Source organism: Candidatus Accumulibacter cognatus, from assembly GCF_000584975.1.
Classification (GTDB): Bacteria; Pseudomonadota; Gammaproteobacteria; order Burkholderiales; family Rhodocyclaceae; genus Accumulibacter; species Accumulibacter cognatus.
The window spans coordinates 1-17,041 of record NZ_JDST02000064.1; the positions used below are offsets into that span (position 1 = coordinate 1).

The 17,041-nt window shown below is 62.2% G+C and carries 13 protein-coding genes and 1 pseudogene; 2 read left to right on the plus strand and 12 right to left on the minus strand.

Annotation, left to right across the window (positions count from 1 at the left end; translation table 11 throughout):
- Window positions 1-17 precede the first annotated feature (17 nt).
- Window positions 18-1,595 (plus strand): annotated as a pseudogene (locus AW06_RS12360) (alpha-amylase family glycosyl hydrolase); the annotation flags it as partial.
- Here the strand turns inward: AW06_RS12360 and gloA are convergent.
- The 12 genes from gloA to uvrB form a co-directional block, all read right to left on the minus strand.
- Window positions 1,592-1,984 carry a lactoylglutathione lyase gene (gene gloA, locus AW06_RS12365; protein ID WP_034950482.1) on the minus strand — a complete coding sequence of 131 codons (393 nt, stop codon included), beginning with the start codon at window positions 1,982-1,984 and terminating at the stop codon, window positions 1,592-1,594. The pseudogene AW06_RS12360 and the gene gloA overlap by 4 nt on opposite strands.
- A 9-nt stretch (window positions 1,985-1,993) precedes the next feature.
- Window positions 1,994-2,767 carry a SprT family zinc-dependent metalloprotease gene (locus AW06_RS12370; protein WP_246148685.1) on the minus strand — a complete coding sequence of 258 codons (774 nt, stop codon included), beginning with the start codon at window positions 2,765-2,767 and terminating at the stop codon, window positions 1,994-1,996.
- Window positions 2,739-3,491 carry a lysophospholipid acyltransferase family protein gene (locus tag AW06_RS12375; protein ID WP_034950484.1) on the minus strand — a complete coding sequence of 251 codons (753 nt, stop codon included), beginning with the start codon at window positions 3,489-3,491 and terminating at the stop codon, window positions 2,739-2,741. The genes AW06_RS12370 and AW06_RS12375 overlap by 29 nt, the downstream gene beginning before the upstream one ends.
- Window positions 3,491-4,027: a D-glycero-beta-D-manno-heptose 1,7-bisphosphate 7-phosphatase gene (gene gmhB, locus AW06_RS12380; RefSeq protein ID WP_034950486.1), complete on the minus strand. Its 537-nt coding sequence runs from the start codon at window positions 4,025-4,027 to the stop codon at window positions 3,491-3,493. The genes AW06_RS12375 and gmhB overlap by 1 nt, the downstream gene beginning before the upstream one ends.
- Window positions 4,024-6,096, minus strand: a complete 2,073-nt coding sequence (gene glyS, locus AW06_RS12385; protein WP_034950487.1) for a glycine--tRNA ligase subunit beta — start codon at window positions 6,094-6,096, stop codon at window positions 4,024-4,026. The genes gmhB and glyS overlap by 4 nt, the downstream gene beginning before the upstream one ends.
- A gap of 1 nt (window position 6,097) precedes the next feature.
- Entirely contained in the window at window positions 6,098-7,003 is a 906-nt protein-coding gene (gene glyQ / locus AW06_RS12390) for a glycine--tRNA ligase subunit alpha (RefSeq protein ID WP_034950488.1), read from the minus strand.
- A 33-nt stretch (window positions 7,004-7,036) separates the two neighbouring features.
- Window positions 7,037-8,611 (minus strand): apolipoprotein N-acyltransferase, encoded by a 1,575-nt coding sequence (gene lnt, locus AW06_RS12395; protein ID WP_337958785.1) that lies wholly within the window; start codon window positions 8,609-8,611, stop codon window positions 7,037-7,039.
- Window positions 8,598-9,440: a transporter associated domain-containing protein gene (locus AW06_RS12400; RefSeq protein WP_034950491.1), complete on the minus strand. Its 843-nt coding sequence runs from the start codon at window positions 9,438-9,440 to the stop codon at window positions 8,598-8,600. Before AW06_RS12400 ends, lnt begins: the two co-directional genes overlap by 14 nt.
- Window positions 9,441-9,815: 375 nt before the next feature.
- Entirely contained in the window at window positions 9,816-12,584 is a 2,769-nt protein-coding gene (gene ppc / locus AW06_RS12405; RefSeq protein WP_273704647.1) for a phosphoenolpyruvate carboxylase, read from the minus strand.
- Window positions 12,584-12,859: a universal stress protein gene (locus AW06_RS12410; protein ID WP_171047329.1), complete on the minus strand. Its 276-nt coding sequence runs from the start codon at window positions 12,857-12,859 to the stop codon at window positions 12,584-12,586. The genes ppc and AW06_RS12410 overlap by 1 nt, the downstream gene beginning before the upstream one ends.
- Before the next feature lie 176 nt (window positions 12,860-13,035).
- Entirely contained in the window at window positions 13,036-13,518 is a 483-nt protein-coding gene (locus AW06_RS12415) for a cyclic nucleotide-binding domain-containing protein (RefSeq protein WP_138678198.1), read from the minus strand.
- Between the two features lie 65 nt (window positions 13,519-13,583).
- Window positions 13,584-15,662 (minus strand): excinuclease ABC subunit UvrB, encoded by a 2,079-nt coding sequence (gene uvrB / locus AW06_RS12420; protein WP_034950495.1) that lies wholly within the window; start codon window positions 15,660-15,662, stop codon window positions 13,584-13,586.
- 168 nt (window positions 15,663-15,830) lie between these two features.
- Between uvrB and AW06_RS12425 the strand changes: the two genes are divergently transcribed.
- The gene (locus AW06_RS12425) at window positions 15,831-17,033 is read left to right on the plus strand and encodes an amino acid aminotransferase (RefSeq protein WP_034950497.1); all 1,203 of its coding nucleotides are present in this window, start codon (window positions 15,831-15,833) and stop codon (window positions 17,031-17,033) included.
- Window positions 17,034-17,041: the final 8 nt, after the last annotated feature.

Here is a 17,041-nt window from a genome sequence, read left to right on the forward strand (position 1 = left end):
CGTGACCGCGCACGGTATATCATGGCTACGGTGTCCAGGATTTCCTCGACATCGACCCGCGTTTTGGCAATCGCGCCGATCTGGTCGCTTTGGTGGCAGAAGCGCATCAGGCCGGACTGCGGGTCATCCTCGACATCATTTTCAATCACTCGGGTTCCAACTGGGTTTATCCGGAGGGCACACCAGGAGGCACATCGACACCCCACTATACACAGGGACGTTACGCCTTCGGTGCCTGGCTCGGCGATCAGGGACAGACGGTCGGCGCCATCGCCGGTCCCGAAGACGGTGCCTGGCCGAGCGAACTGCAGGCGCCCGAGTGCTACACCCGTGCCGGCAGTGGCAGCCTGGGTGCCGGCGACATCAACGACCCGTTTGCCGAGCACAAACGTAGCGATTTCATCACGCTGCGAGATTTTGACCAGAACACGGTGCTTGGTGACCTGGCACAATGCTACAAGTACTGGATTGCGCTGAGCGACTGCGATGGCTTTCGGATCGATACGCTGAAGCATGTTTCACTCGAAGACGCGCGCAATTTCTGCGGCGCGATCAAGGAATTCGCCAGCAACCTCGGCAAGGATGATTTCTTTCTCGTCGGTGAGGTGGCAGGCGGCGACTACAGCCAGGACCGCTATCTCGATGTTCTCGACCGTAACCTGAACGCCGCGCTCGACATTGGCGAGATGCGCCCGACGCTGAATGGCGTCGCCAAGGGGCTGGTGCACCCGCATGCCTACTTCGACGGTTTCAACCCTGCTTCTGCGGGGATGGGTTCGCACCGCAATCTCGGCAACCGGCATGTTTCGATTCTCGACGATCATGACCATGTATTCGGTCAGAAACTGCGCTTTTCGAGCGAGGCGGCTTCGCCGCAGCAGATCGCGGCCGGCGTGGCCATGCAGGCCTTCACGCTGGGTATCCCGTGTATCTATTACGGGACCGAGCAGAGCCTGGCCGGGCCGGAGCCGGCAGAGCGTTTTTGGCTGCCGGAGTGGAAGGGTTCGGATCGTTATCTCCGCGAAGCCATGTTCGGACCGGCGCATCCGCTCCGGAGCGGGCGGGCCGGCCTGGAGTCTGCCCTGGACCCGGACCTGCCTGGCTTTGGCCCGTTCGGAACCGCCGGCCAGCACTGCTTCGACGAACAGGGCCCAGCCTTTACCCGCATTGCCGCGATCAATGCGGTACGCGCGCAGTACCCTTGCCTGCGGCACGGTCGACAGTACCTGCGCCCGATCTCCCTGTTCGGACGGGCATTCGACGTCTATGGGCCGGGCGAGCTGATCGCCTGGTCGCGCATTCTCGACGACGAAGAGTTGCTCTGCGTCGTCAATGGCCATGGCACGGACGCACGTGGCGCCGACGTTCTGGTAGACGCTTCGCTCAGCCCATCCGGTTCGCTGCTGCAGGTGGTGCTGAACACCGCGCAGGCTGGCTGCCCGCTGGCGTCCGGAGCGCACCCGGTAGGTTCAAGCCTGGTGGTGAAGCGGAGCAGTGGCGGTATGGCCTTTGTCGAGATACGCAATTTGCCGCCTTCGGAAGTCCTGGTCCTGGCAAACCATCCGCAACCCGATCCAGGCGACGTCTTGCCTTAGGCATGGGTCTTCTTCTGGATCAGCTCAATCTTGTAGCCATCGGGGTCTTCGACGAAGGCGATCACCGTCGTGCCGTGTTTCATCGGACCAGCTTCGCGCACCACCTTGCCGCCACGCTTCTTGATCTGCTCGCAAGCGGCGTAGGCGTCGGGAACCTCGATGGCTACATGCCCGAAGCCATTGCCGATGTCGTACGAGGGCGTATCCCAGTTGTGCGTCAGTTCCAGGACCGCGCCTTCCGATTCCAGACCGTAACCGACGAAAGCCAGCGTGAAGCGACCGCCAGGGTAATCCTGACGGCGCAACTCGCGCATGCCGAGAACTTCGGTGTAAAAGGCCAAAGAGCGATCGAGATCGCCAACCCGCAACATCGTATGCAAAATCCTCATCTCATCTCCTCACCAGTGTGGGCAATTCGTCGCGCAGCGCTTGAGTTCTGCGCGCGCGCTTCGGTAATCGGGGTACAGCGCTGCGACGATCGACCAGAAGCGTTCGCTGTGGTTCATTTCGCACAGGTGCGCGAGTTCATGGACCACCACGTAGTCGATCAGCGGCGGCGCAAAGTGGATCAGTCGCCAGTTCAGGCGAATGCCGCTGCGCAGGCTGCAACTGCCCCAGCGCGTGCGCGCTGCCGACAGCGAGAGCGGCGGCCGTGCAACGCCAAGCTGTGGCAGGTAATGGTCGATCCGTTCGCTGAACAGCAACCGCGCTCGTTCGCGCAGTGCTTTTTCGAGCAGCCGCGGCGCCTCGACCGGCGAGCGCAGGCACAGCGTCAGTGCCCGCTCGGAAGCCTGCAGGTTCCAGACGATGCGATTGGCGCCGACCGCCAGGTGGATGCTGAGCGGGTGTCCGAGCAGCGGCAGTTGCGCGCCATCGACGATCTGCAGCCGTTCCGGCAGGCGGCGGTTCTGCCATTCGTCGAGTTTCCTGCCGATCCATTCACCATGCTGACGGATCAGCGACTCGACTTCACGCAGCGAGACGCGCTCGGGGGCGCCGACACGTAGACCCTGCTGATCGATCGACAGTCCGATGGTGTGGCGCCTGCTCCGACGCAGGACATAGCTGACCGGGCGGTCGCCGAGTGCAATGCTGCGCGAGATTTCGCCGGCCGCCAGCGGCCGCTCGCCGGATCGTGGCGGTTCAGACTGCGGCAACGGCATCAGCAGCATCGGCAGCGCGATAACGATGCGGTGAGAGACGCCGCATTTCGGCTTCGATCCAGGCCGAGGCCAGGGCGTTGATCTTCACCGCAGTCTTGCCGGCGGGATCGATCGCCGGGCCGATACTGATGGTGATCAGACCGGGGGAAATCGCGAAGCGGCCCTTTTTCCAGACTTCCCCGGCGTTGTGTGCCACCGGAACGACCTTGGCAGCGCTGCGCACCGCCAGATGCGCGCCGCCAGGCTTGTAACGTTCGGTTTCGCCGGGGGCAACGCGCGTTCCTTCGGGGAAGATCACCACCCAGTAGCCGGCCGCCAGGCGTTCACGCCCCTGATCAAAGACCTGCTTGAGCGCATCCTTGGCCGCCGCCCGATCGATCGAGATCATCTTCATCGCTGCCAGTCCCCAGCCAAAGAAGGGCACCCGCAACAGTTCCTTCTTGAGCACGAAGACCAGCGGTGGAAAGACCTCCTGCAGCCCGACCGTTTCCCAGGCCGACTGATGTTTGGCGAGCACCACCGAAGGCTCGGCCGGGATGTTCTCGCGGCCGAGCACTCTGTAGCGGATGCCGAGCACGTAATGGCAGAGGGCCATGAAACCCCTCCGCCAGATTGCGATGATGCGGTAACGCGCTGGCATCGGAAAAAATACCGCCAGTGAAACGAGCACCCCAAAGGGAATCGTCAACAGACTGACCAGCAACAGGAACAGCGCCGTGCGCAAGGCTTCCATCATGAAATCAGGATGTGGTTGGCTGCCGCGGCAAGATCAGGGAATATCAGCGTACCTTCCGGAAGACCCCCTTCGGTATGCGTCAGTGTTCCTTTGCCGGTCATCACCAGCAGCGGTTTCGCCCCTACCGCGACGGCGGCCTGCAGGTCGCGCAGTGAATCGCCGATCGCTGGTACGCCTTCCAGATCGACGTTGAAGCAATGGGCAATACGTTCGAACATGCCGGTTTTTGGTTTCCGGCAATGGCAATCGGCATCGATCGAGTGCGGACAATAGAAGATAGCGTCGATGCGTCCTCCGGCCGCCTGTACAGCGCGGTGCATCTTGTCATGGATGGCATTGAGCGTATCCATGTCGAACAGTCCGCGTCCAATACCGGATTGGTTGGTCGCCACGACCACGCGATAGCCGGCCTGGTTGAGTTTGGCGATGGCTTCGATGCTGCCGGGAATGGGACGCCACTCTGCCGGCGACTTGATGAACTGTTTCGAATCGTAGTTGATGACGCCGTCACGGTCGAGAATGACGATCTTCATACGATCAGCTTCGAGATGTCGGCGACCGCATTGAGCAGGTCGAAAAGTGCTCTCAGCAGGCCCAGGCGGTTATTGCGCAGCAGCGGTTCGTGCACGTTCACCATCACTTCGTCGAAAAAGCGGTCGACCTCACAGCGCACCGAGGCGAGGACCTTGAGCGCATCGGCATAGTCCTCGTTGGCGACATGCGACCTGACCAGTGGCGCAATCAACAGCACCCGCTCGAACAGGGCTTTCTCGGCGGCTTCCTCGAGCAGCGCGATGTCTGGCTCGGGCAGATTCTGCTCGGCTTTTTTCAGAATGTTGCCGATGCGCTTGTTGGCTGCCGCCAGCGCCAGCGACTCGGGAAGCTGCAGGAACTCGCGCACCGCCGCCAGCCTGGCGGGTACCAGATCGATGCGCGTCGGTCCTTGCGCGAGCACCGCTTCGATGACGTCGGGCGCATGCCCGGCGTCCTTCAAGAGACCACGCAGACGGTCATGGATGAAGGCGAGCAAGGGTTCGTCGACGGTGGCGAGCTGGATTCCCTGTTTGGCCAGCTCCGCTTGCGAGTCCTTGATCAGTTCACCGAGGTCGAGAGGCAGCGGCGTTTCCATCAGGATGCGCAGTACCCCGAGGGCGGCACGCCGCAGACCGAAGGGGTCCTTGTCGCCAGTCGGTAACTGCCCGATCCCGAAGAATCCGACCAGCGAATCCAGCTTGTCGGCCAACGCGGCGGCACAGGCAATGTTGCCGGCAGGCAGGGCATCGCCGGCAAAGCGCGGCCGGTAATGCTGTTCGATAGCGTCGGCAACTACCGGCAAACCCCCTTCGTGCAGCAGGTAATAGCGGCCCATGATTCCCTGCAGTTCCGGGAATTCGCCCACCATGTCGGTCAACAGATCGATCTTGGCGAACAGCGCCGCTCGTTCGGCGAGGTGGGCCTCGGCACCGAGTCTTTCGGCAATGCTGCGGGCGATGCGCCCCATTCGCTGCGCGCGGTCGCCGAGCGAGCCGAGCTTGTGGTGATAGACCACCGAGCCGAGAGACGTGACGCGAGTGGCAAAGCCATTCTTGCGGTCCTGATCGTAGAAGAAGCGGGCATCCGAGAGGCGAGGGCGCACGACACGTTCGTTGCCGCGGATGATGTGGACCGGGTCAGCGACCTGCATGTTGGAGACGATCAGGAACTTGTTGAGCAGCCTGCCCTGGCCATCGAGCAGCGGGAAGTATTTCTGGTTCTGCTGCATGGTCAGAATCAGGCATTCCTGCGGCACCTCGAGGTATTCGGCTTCGAACTCGCCGACATAAACCTCCGGCCATTCGACCAGCGACGTCACCTCATCAAGCAGGCCGTCGGCCGGATGGATGCGGGCATCAAGCTTGCCGGCAGCGGCGTCGAGCAGCGCGGCGATCTTTGCCCGCCGTTTGGAGAAGTCGACGATGACCTTGCCCGCAGCCAGTCTGGCGACATACTCGTCAGGATGATCGATGGCGATTTCGCCGCTCGACAGGAAGCGATGGCCCTGCGTCGTCCGGCCGCTGTGCAGCCCGAGGACTTCTCCGGCAACGACGTGCTGGCCGTGCAGGAGGATCAGGCCATGTACGGGGCGAACGAACTGGTGTTCGGAATCTCCCCAGTGCATCAATTTCAGGATTGGCAGCTTCCGGAGCGACTGGGAAACGATATCGGCCAGATGCAGCGCGAGTTCCTCGCCCTTTTTTTCGCGCCGGGCGACAAAGTATTCCCCTTTGCTGTCGGTCGTTGTCGCAAGTTGCTCGAAACGCACCCCGGCTGAGCGCATGAAGCCTTCGAGTGCCTTGGTCGGTTTGCCTGCGGCGTCGAGCCCACCGGCAACGCCGGGGCCCTTTTTCTCCAGCACGCGGTCAGGCTGGCAGGCGGCGATTCCAGTGATGGTCAGCGCCAGGCGGCGCGGGGTGGCGTAAGCGGTGCAGCGGCTGTCCGGGGTCGTGAACTCCTGTGCCCTGAGCGCAGAAAAAACAGCTTCGGCGAACGCTTCGGACAGCGACTTGAGTGATTTCGGTGGCAGTTCCTCGCTGCGCAGCTCGATCAGGATGGTATCGTTCATGTCATCGTACCCCAGTGCCAGCGGCCACCTTGCACATCGGGAAGCCGAGGGCCTGACGGGAATCATGGTAAGCCTGGGCGACTTCGCGCGCCAGGGCGCGCACACGGCCGATGTAGGCCGCACGTTCGGTTACCGAAATGGCGCCGCGCGCATCCAGAAGATTGAAGGTGTGCGAGCACTTCATCACCATTTCGTAGCCTGGAAGTGCCAGGCCGGCAGCGATCAGGCGCCGGGCTTCGGATTCGTGCTCGGCGAAATGACGGAACAGCATCTCGACGTTGGAATGCTCGAAGTTGTACTTCGACTGTTCGACCTCGTTCTGGTGATAGACGTCACCGTAGCTCACCCGATAGCCTGGCCCCTCTGCCCAGACCAGATCGAAAACGTTTTCCACTCCTTGCAGATACATCGCCAGGCGTTCGATGCCGTAAGTGATCTCGCCGAGGACCGGTTTGCAAGCAAGCGAGCCGACTTCCTGAAAATAAGTGAACTGCGTCACCTCCATGCCGTCAAGCCAGACTTCCCAACCGAGTCCCCAGGCGCCGAGGGTCGGGCTTTCCCAATCATCCTCGACGAAACGGACGTCGTGCTGGGCGGTATCGATTCCGAGCGCACGCAGCGAGTCGAGATAGAGGTCCTGGATGTTGTCCGGCGAGGGCTTGAGCACTACCTGATACTGGTAGTAATGCTGCAGGCGGTTCGGATTCTCGCCGTAGCGCCCGTCCTTGGGCCGCCGCGACGGCTGGACATAAGCCGCATTCCACGGCTCGGGGCCAATCGCGCGCAGGAAGGTGGCGGTATGAAAGGTTCCGGCACCGACTTCGATGTCGTAGGGTTGCAGCAGCGCGCAACCCTGCTTGTTCCAGAAATCCTGGAGACGCAGTATCACTTCCTGAAACGTGGGCATGGGAGAACTTCGGGTAAAAGCAAAAGCGAGATTTTACTTGGTTTCTCGCTGGACAAGAACCTGCTTCCGCAGCACCGCCCTGCGGCGACCGAGGAGAGCGATCAGCAACACGGCACAAACGATCACTGGCCAGTGACCCCAGCGCACATAAGGGGTGGCACCGGTATGGCCGCGCACTTCGCCGACCAGCGCGCCACGGGTGAAGGGAGGCAGCGACGAGAGCACGCGACCGTCCACGTCGACGATCGCCGTCATGCCGGTGTTGGTGGCGCGCAGCATCATGCGGCCGGTCTCGAGGGCGCGCATGCGGGCGATCTGCAGGTGTTGCGCGGGTGCCAGCGAATCGCCGAACCAGGCGACGTTGGAAATGTTGATCAGCAGCGTTGCGGCCGGCAGCGCAGCGATGATTTCCTCGCCAAAGACGTCCTCGTAGCAGATGTTCACCCCGACGCGCTGGCCGGCCAGGCGCAGCGGCGGCTGTCCCGGCGAGCCAGCGGTGAAGTTGGACATCGGGATGTTGGCCATGGCCATGAACCAGGCAAAACCGGGCGGTACGAACTCGCCGAAAGGCACCAGATGGACCTTGCTGTAGTGCTGCTGGCCGGACGCGCCCAGGCTCACTGCTGCATTGAAATACTGCTTGCCGTCGGCGACAGCGATTCCCAGCAGCAGGTCACCGTGCTGGCGCAGCGCCAGTTTTTGCAGCGCGTCGAGATACTCGGCGGGAACTTGGTCGAGGAAAGCCGGCAGGGCGGTTTCGGGCAGCACCGTGAGTTGCGCCGGATGCTCCTGTGCCAGACGGTAATAGGTGCGCAGCGAATCAAAGAACCGCTCGGGCCGCCATTTCATTTCCTGTGCCACGTTTCCCTGCAGCAAGGCCACCGATAGCGGCTCGCCCGCCACCTCTGTCCAGCGGAGGTCACGCAATCGGTCGCCGGTGACCAGAATCGCTGCGCCAGCGAGCAGCGGCAGCGCCGGGAAGCGGTGCAGCCAGCCGCGCGTGCTGCAGGGCTCGGTGGATAAGCAGCGCCTGCCGACCTCGAAGATCAGGGTCCCGAGCAGCGCTGAAACAAACGAGACCCCATGGACGCCGAGCAGCGCGGCATAACCGGCGAGCGGACTCGGTGGCGTTTGTGAATAGCCGGCGGCCAGCCAGGGGAATCCGGTAAAAGCCCAGGCACGCAAGCACTCGGCAAGCATCCACAGGCTGGCGAAGAGCAGGCCGCGCCGCCACCAGCCGACAACGGCGAAGCCAACGAACAGCGCCCCGGCCAGTGCCGGGAAGACCGCCAGGACAAGGCAGAAGAGCACGGTAGCCAGGCCCGCCACGGCTGCCGGCATGCCGCCAAAAACGCTCAGGCTGACATAGACCCACGAGACGCCGGCCAGAAACAGGCCGAGGCCATAGGCGGCGGCGATCAGCGCACCGTACCGGGCGCGCCGGTCGCCGCTGCAGCCGTCAATCTCGATACACAGCAGAGCAAACAGGCCGCCGAGGCTCAACCAGTTGACCGGAAACCAGCCAAGCGGTGCAAAGCCGACGACCCCCGTGGCTCCCAGGCAGGCGGCGCCAAAGCCGCGCCAACGCCGGGCTTTATTCAGCAGAATCGCCCGCCTCTGGCGATGGCGAGACTACCAAGGTGTAGATGCGGCGACTGTCGGCGCGCAAGACCTGGAAGCGGATGCCGTTGACGATGATCGTTTCATTGAACTGCGGTACCCGGCCGAGGTGAAGCAGGATCAGTCCGCCGACAGTCTGGCATTTGCTGTCGCTGAAGCGGGTGCCGAAAGCAGCGTCGAAGTCGGCTATCGCAGCATGTGCCTTGACGCGATAGAAGCCATTCGGATCGAGTTGAATTTGGTCGTCGGTCTCGTCAAAATCGTATTCATCTTCGATTTCGCCTACGATCTGTTCGAGGACATCCTCGATGGTGACCAGGCCGGCAATCCCGGCATATTCGTCGATGACGATCGCCATGTGATTGCGCGATACGCGAAATTCCCGCAACAAGATGTCGAGGCGCTTGAATTCGGGGATGAATACCGCCGGACGCACCCAGTCGCGCAGCCTGAAATCGCTCTCGCCCTGCACGCGCAGCAGATCCTTCGCCAGCAGGATGCCAACCACATTGTCGCGACTGCCGTTGATGACCGGGAAACGCGAGTGGGCAGTGGTGTTGACCCGGCTGACGACCTCCGCCAGCGAATCCCTGATGTCGACTACCTCCATCAACGGGCGTGGCACCATGACTTCCCGCACACACATTTCGGAAGCGGCAATGGCACCTTCGGTGATGCTCAGGGCATCGGCGTCAAGGAGCTTGCGCTGGTGCGCAGAGTGCAGCAACTGCATGAGTTGTTCGCGATCTTCCGGTTCGCGCACGAGAAACGAAGAAAGACGTTCCAGGAAACCGGGTCTGGGACTGCTGCTATCCATATCTGCCTTGTAAGGAATGCGACGTCAACAGCAACGCCTGGGGGGCCTGCAAAGCGGCGCAGCTGACGCTTCACTCCCGATTGCAATCCGCTGATCCAGCCATCCGGGGTGGCCTGTCGGCTCCGTTGATGGGCTCTCGCTTATGGCAGCCTGGGTTTCGCCATCTCCAGCTCCCAGGCTTGCAGGCGCAGAAGAGCCAAGGATAAGAATTCCAACGGCACTGAAGAGAGTATATGAGCCTTCATCAAGCAGCGTCAATGTTCGATTTGCACCCGTGAGCCCCTGAAAAGTCATCCGGATCCCGCCTTGTTCAGTGCCCGTGGACATCCGCCGGTCCGGTCCGGCCGGGCAGATGACCATAGGCACGAATTCTCTCTAACCGCTGTTGCGCAACCCGGAGGCGATGCCGTTAATCGAAAGATGGATGCCGCGGGCGACACGCTCGTCGGTTTCCCCGGCGCGATGGCGCTTCAGCAGTTCTACCTGCAGGTGGTTGAGCGGGTCCAGGTAGGGTGAGCGCAACTGCAGCGAACGCTTGAGCAGTGGATTGTCGGCGAGGAAGTCGTCCTGTCCGAGAATATCCAGCAGGTGTCGGCGGGTCAGTTCCCACTCGGCCCTGATGCGCTGGAAGATGCCGGCGCGCAGTTCCGCATCGGCGACGAGTTCGGCGTAGCGCGAGGCGATGGCGAGGTCGGTCTTGGCCAGCACCATGTCCATGTTGGACAACAGGCTCCTGAAGAAGGGCCAGGCATGGAGCATCCGGCGCAAGGTGGCCAGCCCTTCGGGGTTGGCCTGCAGATAGCCGTCGACCGCGGAACCGAAACCATACCAGCCAGGCAGCATCAGCCGGCACTGCGCCCACGAGAAGACCCAGGGGATAGCGCGCAGGTCCTCGATGCGCTCGGATGGCTTGCGCGAGGCCGGGCGGCTGCCGATGTTGAGGGTCGCGATTTCGGAAACGACTGTCGACTGCCTGAAATAGGTGGTGAATCCGGGCGTTTGATAGACCAGGCTTCGGTAGGCCACGAAGGCGCGCTGCGACAGTTCGTCCATCACGGCGTGGAACTGCTCGGCGGGTTCGACGCGGTTCTCGTGGTCGGTCAGGCTGGCTTCGAGCGTTGCCGCGATCAGCACTTCGAGGTTGCGTCGACCGGTGTCCGGGTTGCCGTACTTGGTCGAAATGACCTCGCCCTGCTCAGTCAGCCGGATTTGCCCGGACACGGCGCCGGCGGGCTGGGCGAGTATGGCGTGATAGCTGGGGCCGCCGCCGCGCCCGACCGACCCGCCGCGGCCGTGGAAGAGGCGCAACCGGACACCATGCTGGCGGCAGACGCGGGTCAGTCCGATCTCGGCTTTGTAAAGTTCCCAGCCCGAGGTCAGGAAGCCACCATCCTTGTTGCTGTCGGAGTAGCCGAGCATGACTTCCTGCTCGTCGCCAAGTCCGCCGATCAGCGCGCGGTAGGCGGCAAGGTCGAAAATACCAGCGAGCGTCGCCGCGCTCTTCTGCAAGTCCTCGATCGTTTCGAAAAGCGGGATGATGTTGACGTCGAGTTGCGGCTGGCTGCCAGGACGCAGCAGGCCGGCCTCCTTGAGCAGCAGTGCCAGTTCGAGCAGGTCGGAGACACCGTCGGTCTTCGAGATGATGCAGTTGGGCAGCGCCGCGGCGCCATAGCGCTGGCGTAGCTCGCGTGCCGCGAAGAAGATGGCCAGTTCGCCGCGGGTTTCCTCCGAATAGTCGAGAAAAGGCGAATGGAGCGGGCGCGGCGTCGCCATTTCCTCAACCAGCAAGCTAATGCGGTCGACCTCGGAAAGTTCCTCGTAATTGGGGCAACGCCCGGCACCGGAGAGGAGTTCGGCAACGCTGCGGGCATGGACTTCGGAATTCTGGCGCAGGTCGATCGGCGCCAGGTGGAAGCCGAAGACCTGCACCGCCCGCAGCAGGCGGCGCAGGCGGCCGTCGGCGAGGCTGGCGCTGCCGTTCTGCCTGAGCGAGGCGGACAGTACCTTGAGGTCGGCGTGCAGTTCGGCCGGGGTGGTGTAGGATTCGGCTTGGCCGATTTCATGGCGCACCGGCTCGACGCGGTCGAGCGTGCGGGTGGTCGCTGCGACACGCGCATAAATCCCCGTCAGCGCGCGACGGTAGGGCTCGTCTTCCCGTTGCGGCGAGTGGTCGGTGGAACGCGCCGAGAGGGCGTCGAGCTCGGTCGTGGTCCGGACCAGCAGGCTGGAGAGCGGCAGCTCGCCACCGAGTTCGTGAATTTCGTCGAGATAGTGATTGAGCACGGCCGCCGATTGCAGGCGCAGCGTTTCCCGCAGGATGTCCGCGGTGACGAAGGGGTTGCCGTCGCGGTCGCCTCCGATCCAGGTGCCGATGCGGAAGAACGGTGGCAGCGCCCAGGTCTGCTCGGGGTAACGCGCGTGCAACTGTTGAGCGACCTGGATGTAGAGGCGCGGCAGTTCGTTGAAGAAGGTTTCCTTGAAGTAGGTGATGCCATTCTTGACTTCGTCCAGCACCTTGAGGCGCACCGGACGCAGCATGCGTGACTGCCACAGAGTCAGGATCGCGTTGCCCAGGCCGAGATCGTTCTCCGCTTCCTCTTCTGGCGTCATGCGCTGGCGCTCGCGCTGGTCGAGCAGGTGGGCGAGGTCGCGGTGGTTGCGAATCAGGCTCTGGCGCTGAACCTCGGTCGGATGCGCGGTGAGGACCGGCGCTACCAGCGCGTGGGCGAAGAAATCGGCGACGACCTCCGGCGGGACCTCGCTCTCGGCGAGGCGGTCGAGGGCGTGGACAAGGCTGCCTTCGCGCGGCGGCGAACCCGCCAGATCATGAGCGCGCCGGCGCCGGACGTGGTGCTCGTCCTCGGCGATGTTGGCCAGTTGCAGGAAGTAGCTGAAGGCGCGGACGACCGTCTGCGTCGTGTCGCGCGACAGCGGGTCGAGGAGGGCGGAGAGTTCGGCGCGGGCGGCGGGGTCGCCGTCGCGGGCGAAGCGCACGGCAGTCTGGCGGACGCGTTCGACAATCTCGAAGACTTCGCTTCCTTCCTGCTCGCGCACGGTGTCCCCGAGAACCCGGCCGAGAAGCCGGATGTCGGCGCGCAGCGGCTCTTCCTTGTCATCGTCGAGCATGGCGATGGCGGGCGGCATCAATGCTTGCCCACCAGCAGGACCGAGGCGTTGGGCAGCCTGGCGACCCTCCCGGCGACCGAACCGAGGAACAGCAGGGCGACGAGACCGCGCTGGCCGTGGCGACCGATGACGATCGGGTCGCAGCCGAGTTCGCGTGCCTTTTCCACGAGAATGTCGGAGACGCGGCGCTCCATCGTCTCGAGCAGGACGATTTCGGCCTCGACGCCCGCTGCCCCGGCTGTGGCACGGGCGGCCTCGAGGATGGTGATACCGGCGTCTCGAATTGCCGTCATCGCATGATCGAAATCGAGCGACGTCTTCACGGCGTATTGGCGCCGAGTGCGGCAACTGCATGAGTTGTGTTCGCAAATGAGTTTTTCGCAATCTTCCGGCTCGCGCACGAGAAACGAAGAAAGACGTTCCAGGAAACTGGGTCCGAGACTGTTGCTATCCATATGTGCCTGAGTGTTCAAGAAGGGTCCGGGCGGCTGTTCGTAGCCATGTAGTGTACCGCCAGATCGTCGATGTTGCGCAGGCGCCGGCTCAGTTCTCGGGCCAGGTTGAGGGCCAGGAGCGTGAAGGTCTGTGGGTCAGACTCGTAGATCTGGAACAGATCGGCGTTGGACAAGGCCAGCACCGACACAGGCTCGAGTGCACGGATCGTTGCCGAACGACGCTGCGTGTCGATCAACTCCATTTCGCCAAAAACGTCACCGACCTGGAGAACGGCGATGCGCTTTCCAAACGTGCCGTTCGCGACAGGAGAGGCTTTCAGCACCTCGACCGAGCCGCTGCAGATCACGAAGAGGGAGTCACCATCTTCCCCCTCTTGAACGATCACCTCGGCAGCCGCGAAATGGAGTTCCCGCATCAGCAGCATGATCGACTGCATCGCCTGATCGCCAACGCCGCCGAAAATGGGTTGTTCCTGGAGGAATCGTGCTGTCTTCACTGCGCACTCCGGAGACAAAGATGGAAACCTCGACTATTGAAATAGCTTATACAGAATCAATCAGTTCACAAGGGCTGAAGATGTTCTTCGGCGCCGCTGATCCCGAATACCTGTTTGCGGATCCGGAACAATTCGTCGCGCGCGGCGGCGGCTTTCTCGAATTCGAGGTTTTTGGCGTACTCGCGCATCTCCTTCTCCAGGCGTCGCAGTTCGCGCGCCAGTTGCTTTTCGCTCATGGCCTGGTAGTCGGCCTGTTGCTGTGCGACCTTGAGGTCGCGTTGCGCGTTCTCGGCATCGTAGACTCCGTCGATGATGTCGATGACACGTTTGCTGATCCCCTTGGGTACGATGCTGTTGGCTTCGTTGAAAGCGAGCTGTTTGAGCCGCCGTCGTTCGGTTTCGGCGATCGCACGCTGCATCGAGTCGGTGACCCTGTCGGCGTAGAGGATCGCTGTACCGTGCAGATGGCGGGCGGCGCGACCGATGGTCTGGATCAGTGAGCGTTCGGAACGCAAGAAACCTTCCTTGTCGGCGTCGAGGATGGCCACCAGCGAGACTTCAGGAATGTCCAGGCCTTCACGCAGCAGGTTGATGCCGACCAGAACGTCGAACTTGCCCAGACGCAGATCGCGAATGATCTCGGCGCGCTCGACGGTATCGATGTCCGAATGCAGATAGCGCACCCGCACTTCATGTTCGTTAAGGTAATCAGTCAAATCCTCGGCCATGCGCTTGGTCAGGGTGGTGACCAGCACCCGTTCCGCCAGTGCTGTGCGTAGCCGAATCTCCGACAGCAGGTCGTCGACCTGGGTCGAGGCGGGGCGAACGATGAGTGTCGGATCGACCAGGCCGGTTGGGCGAACGAGTTGCTCGACGACCTGTCCCTGGTGTGTCGTCTCGTAGTCGGCAGGGGTGGCCGAAACGAAAATGGTCTGCCGCATCAGGGCCTCGAACTCGGCAAACTTCAGTGGCCGGTTATCGAGCGCCGACGGCAGACGAAACCCGTAATTGACGAGGTTCTCCTTGCGCGAGCGATCCCCCTTGTACATGCCACCGACCTGAGAAACCGAGACATGCGACTCATCGATGAACATCAGTGCATCGGTTGCCAGATAGTCGATCAGGGTGGGCGGAGGTTCGCCGACCTGGCGTCCCGAAAGATGCCGGGAATAGTTCTCGATGCCCTTGCAGAAACCGACCTGATCGAGCATTTCGAGGTCGAAACGGGTACGCTGTTCGATGCGCTGCGCTTCGACCAGACGGTTCTCGGCGTTGAAGTAGGCGATCTGTTCAACGAGTTCCCCCTTGATCGCCTCGATTGCCCGCAACACGGTCTCGCGCGGTGTCACATAGTGCGACGACGGGAAAACCGTGAAGCGCAGCAGCCGGGCCTGCAGATGACCGGTCAAGGGGTCGAAGAGTTGCAGGCCCTCGATCTCGTCGTCGAACAGCGAGATCCGGATTGCCTGTTCGGCGTGTTCGGCGGGGAAGACGTCGATGGTGTCGCCGCGAACCCGAAAGGTGCCGCGGTGAAAGTCGGTCTCATTGCGCTCGTACTGCATGTCGGCGAGGCGCCTGATCATCTCACGCTGGCCGATACGGTCGCCGACGCGCATGGTCAGGATCATTTTGTGGTACTCGTCGCGGTCACCAAGGCCATAAATGCACGAAACGGTGGCAACGATCACGCAATCCCGGCGTTCGAGCAGGCTCTTGGTCGCGGACAGGCGCATCTGTTCGATGTGCTCGTTGACCGAAGAATCTTTTTCGATGAACAGGTCGCGTGCCGGCACATAAGCCTCCGGCTGGTAGTAGTCGTAATAGGAAACAAAATACTCGACCGCGTTATCAGGAAAAAATTCGCGGAATTCGGCGTAGAGCTGTGCCGCGAGCGTTTTGTTGGGCGCCAGAACGAGCGCTGGACGACCCGTTCGCGCGATGACATTGGCCATGGTGTAGGTCTTGCCCGAGCCGGTGACGCCAAGCAGGGTCTGGAATGAGAGCCCGTCCTGCAATCCTTCGACCAGCCGATCAATGGCGGCAGGTTGGTCGCCGGCCGGCAGGAAGGGTTGGTAGAGACGAAACGGGCTGCCCTCGAAGGTGACGAAGGGCGGTTTCTCAGGAGAGTGCGCTTGGTTCGGCATGTTAGAATTCTACGTTGTTTCGCGACGGATCGGCGCCGAGAACGGCCGTTCAGCGTTCTGTCTCGCGGATCTGGTTGTGTCTTCGGTGGGTGAAGGAACCATGCACCACCGCTTTCGTCAAGGCACAACGAACCCATCTTGACCAACCGAGCAACTGAGGAAACCTGCATGACCGCTTCGATTTTCGCCGCCGTGGAAATGGCTCCACGCGATCCCATTCTCGGCCTCACCGAATCATTCAACGCCGATGGACGCTCCACCAAGGTCAACCTCGGCGTTGGCGTGTACCTCGATGGCAGTGGCAAGGTGCCCCTGCTCGCTGCCGTCAAACTGGCCGAGAAAGCTCGTCTGGAGGCCATGCCGCCGCGTGGCTATCAACCGATCGACGGCCTGGCCGCTTACAATCAGAACGTACAGAAGCTGCTTTTCGGTGCCGACTCGGCGCTTCTTGCAGAGGGGCGCGTGCTCACCATCGAGGCGCTGGGCGGCACCGGCGCGCTCAAGGTCGGCGCCGACTATCTGCGGCGTCTGCTGCCCGAAGCCACGGTGTATCTCAGCGATCCGAGCTGGGAAAATCACCGCGCACTGTTCGAGAACGTAGGCTTCACGGTGGCGACTTATCCTTACTACGATCCAGCGACGCATGGCGTCAATTTTGCCGCCATGCAGGCTGGACTGAATGCCTTGCCGACGGGTTCAATCGTCGTTCTGCATGCCTGTTGCCATAATCCAACCGGCGCTGATCTCGACGAGGTACAGTGGCGCCAGGTCATCGAAGTGATCGGCGCCCGTGGTCTCCTGGCCTTCGTGGACATCGCCTATCAGGGCTTTGCTGACGGCCTCGTAGAGGATGCCCTGGCGCTCCGGCTGTTTGCTGAGTCTGGCTTGCAGTTCCTCGTGGCGAGTTCATTTTCGAAATCGTTCTCGCTGTACGGAGAGCGTGTCGGTGCCCTGTCGGTGATCACCGCCAACAGGGATGAATCAGCGCGCGTGCTGTCACAGATCAAGCGTATCGTCCGCACCAACTACTCCAGCCCGCCGACGCATGGCGGTGCCATTGTCTCTGCGGTGTTGTCCAGTCCGGAGCTGCGCCGCTTGTGGGAAGAAGAACTGGCAGAAATGCGCGGGCGAATCCGTGCCATGCGCCTCAGTCTGGTCGACCGGCTGAAGGGCCGGGGAGTCAGTCAGGACTACTCCTTTGTCATTCGGCAGAGAGGGATGTTCTCCTATACCGGACTGAGCGCCGAGCAGGTCAACCGCATGTGTGAGGAGTTCGGTATTTACGCTGTGAGCAGTGGCCGAATCTGCCTGGCGGCGCTGAATACGCACAACATCGACTACGTGGCTGACGCCATCGCAGCGGTCCTCTAATGGATGAT

Bases quoted from the DNA above. Each gene is read 5' to 3' on its own strand.
- gloA (WP_034950482.1), bottom strand. From the start codon at position 1,984: ATGAGGATTTTGCATACGATGTTGCGGGTTGGCGATCTCGATCGCTCT.
- AW06_RS12370 (WP_246148685.1), bottom strand. From the start codon at position 2,767: ATGCTGCTGATGCCGTTGCCGCAGTCTGAACCGCCACGATCCGGCGAG.
- AW06_RS12375 (WP_034950484.1), bottom strand. From the start codon at position 3,491: ATGGAAGCCTTGCGCACGGCGCTGTTCCTGTTGCTGGTCAGTCTGTTG.
- gmhB (WP_034950486.1), bottom strand. From the start codon at position 4,027: ATGAAGATCGTCATTCTCGACCGTGACGGCGTCATCAACTACGATTCG.
- glyS (WP_034950487.1), bottom strand. From the start codon at position 6,096: ATGAACGATACCATCCTGATCGAGCTGCGCAGCGAGGAACTGCCACCG.
- glyQ (WP_034950488.1), bottom strand. From the start codon at position 7,003: ATGCCCACGTTTCAGGAAGTGATACTGCGTCTCCAGGATTTCTGGAAC.
- AW06_RS12400 (WP_034950491.1), bottom strand. From the start codon at position 9,440: ATGGATAGCAGCAGTCCCAGACCCGGTTTCCTGGAACGTCTTTCTTCG.
- ppc (WP_273704647.1), bottom strand. From the start codon at position 12,584: ATGCCGCCCGCCATCGCCATGCTCGACGATGACAAGGAAGAGCCGCTG.
- AW06_RS12410 (WP_171047329.1), bottom strand. From the start codon at position 12,859: ATGACGGCAATTCGAGACGCCGGTATCACCATCCTCGAGGCCGCCCGT.
- uvrB (WP_034950495.1), bottom strand. From the start codon at position 15,662: ATGCCGAACCAAGCGCACTCTCCTGAGAAACCGCCCTTCGTCACCTTC.
- AW06_RS12425 (WP_034950497.1), top strand. From the start codon at position 15,831: ATGACCGCTTCGATTTTCGCCGCCGTGGAAATGGCTCCACGCGATCCC.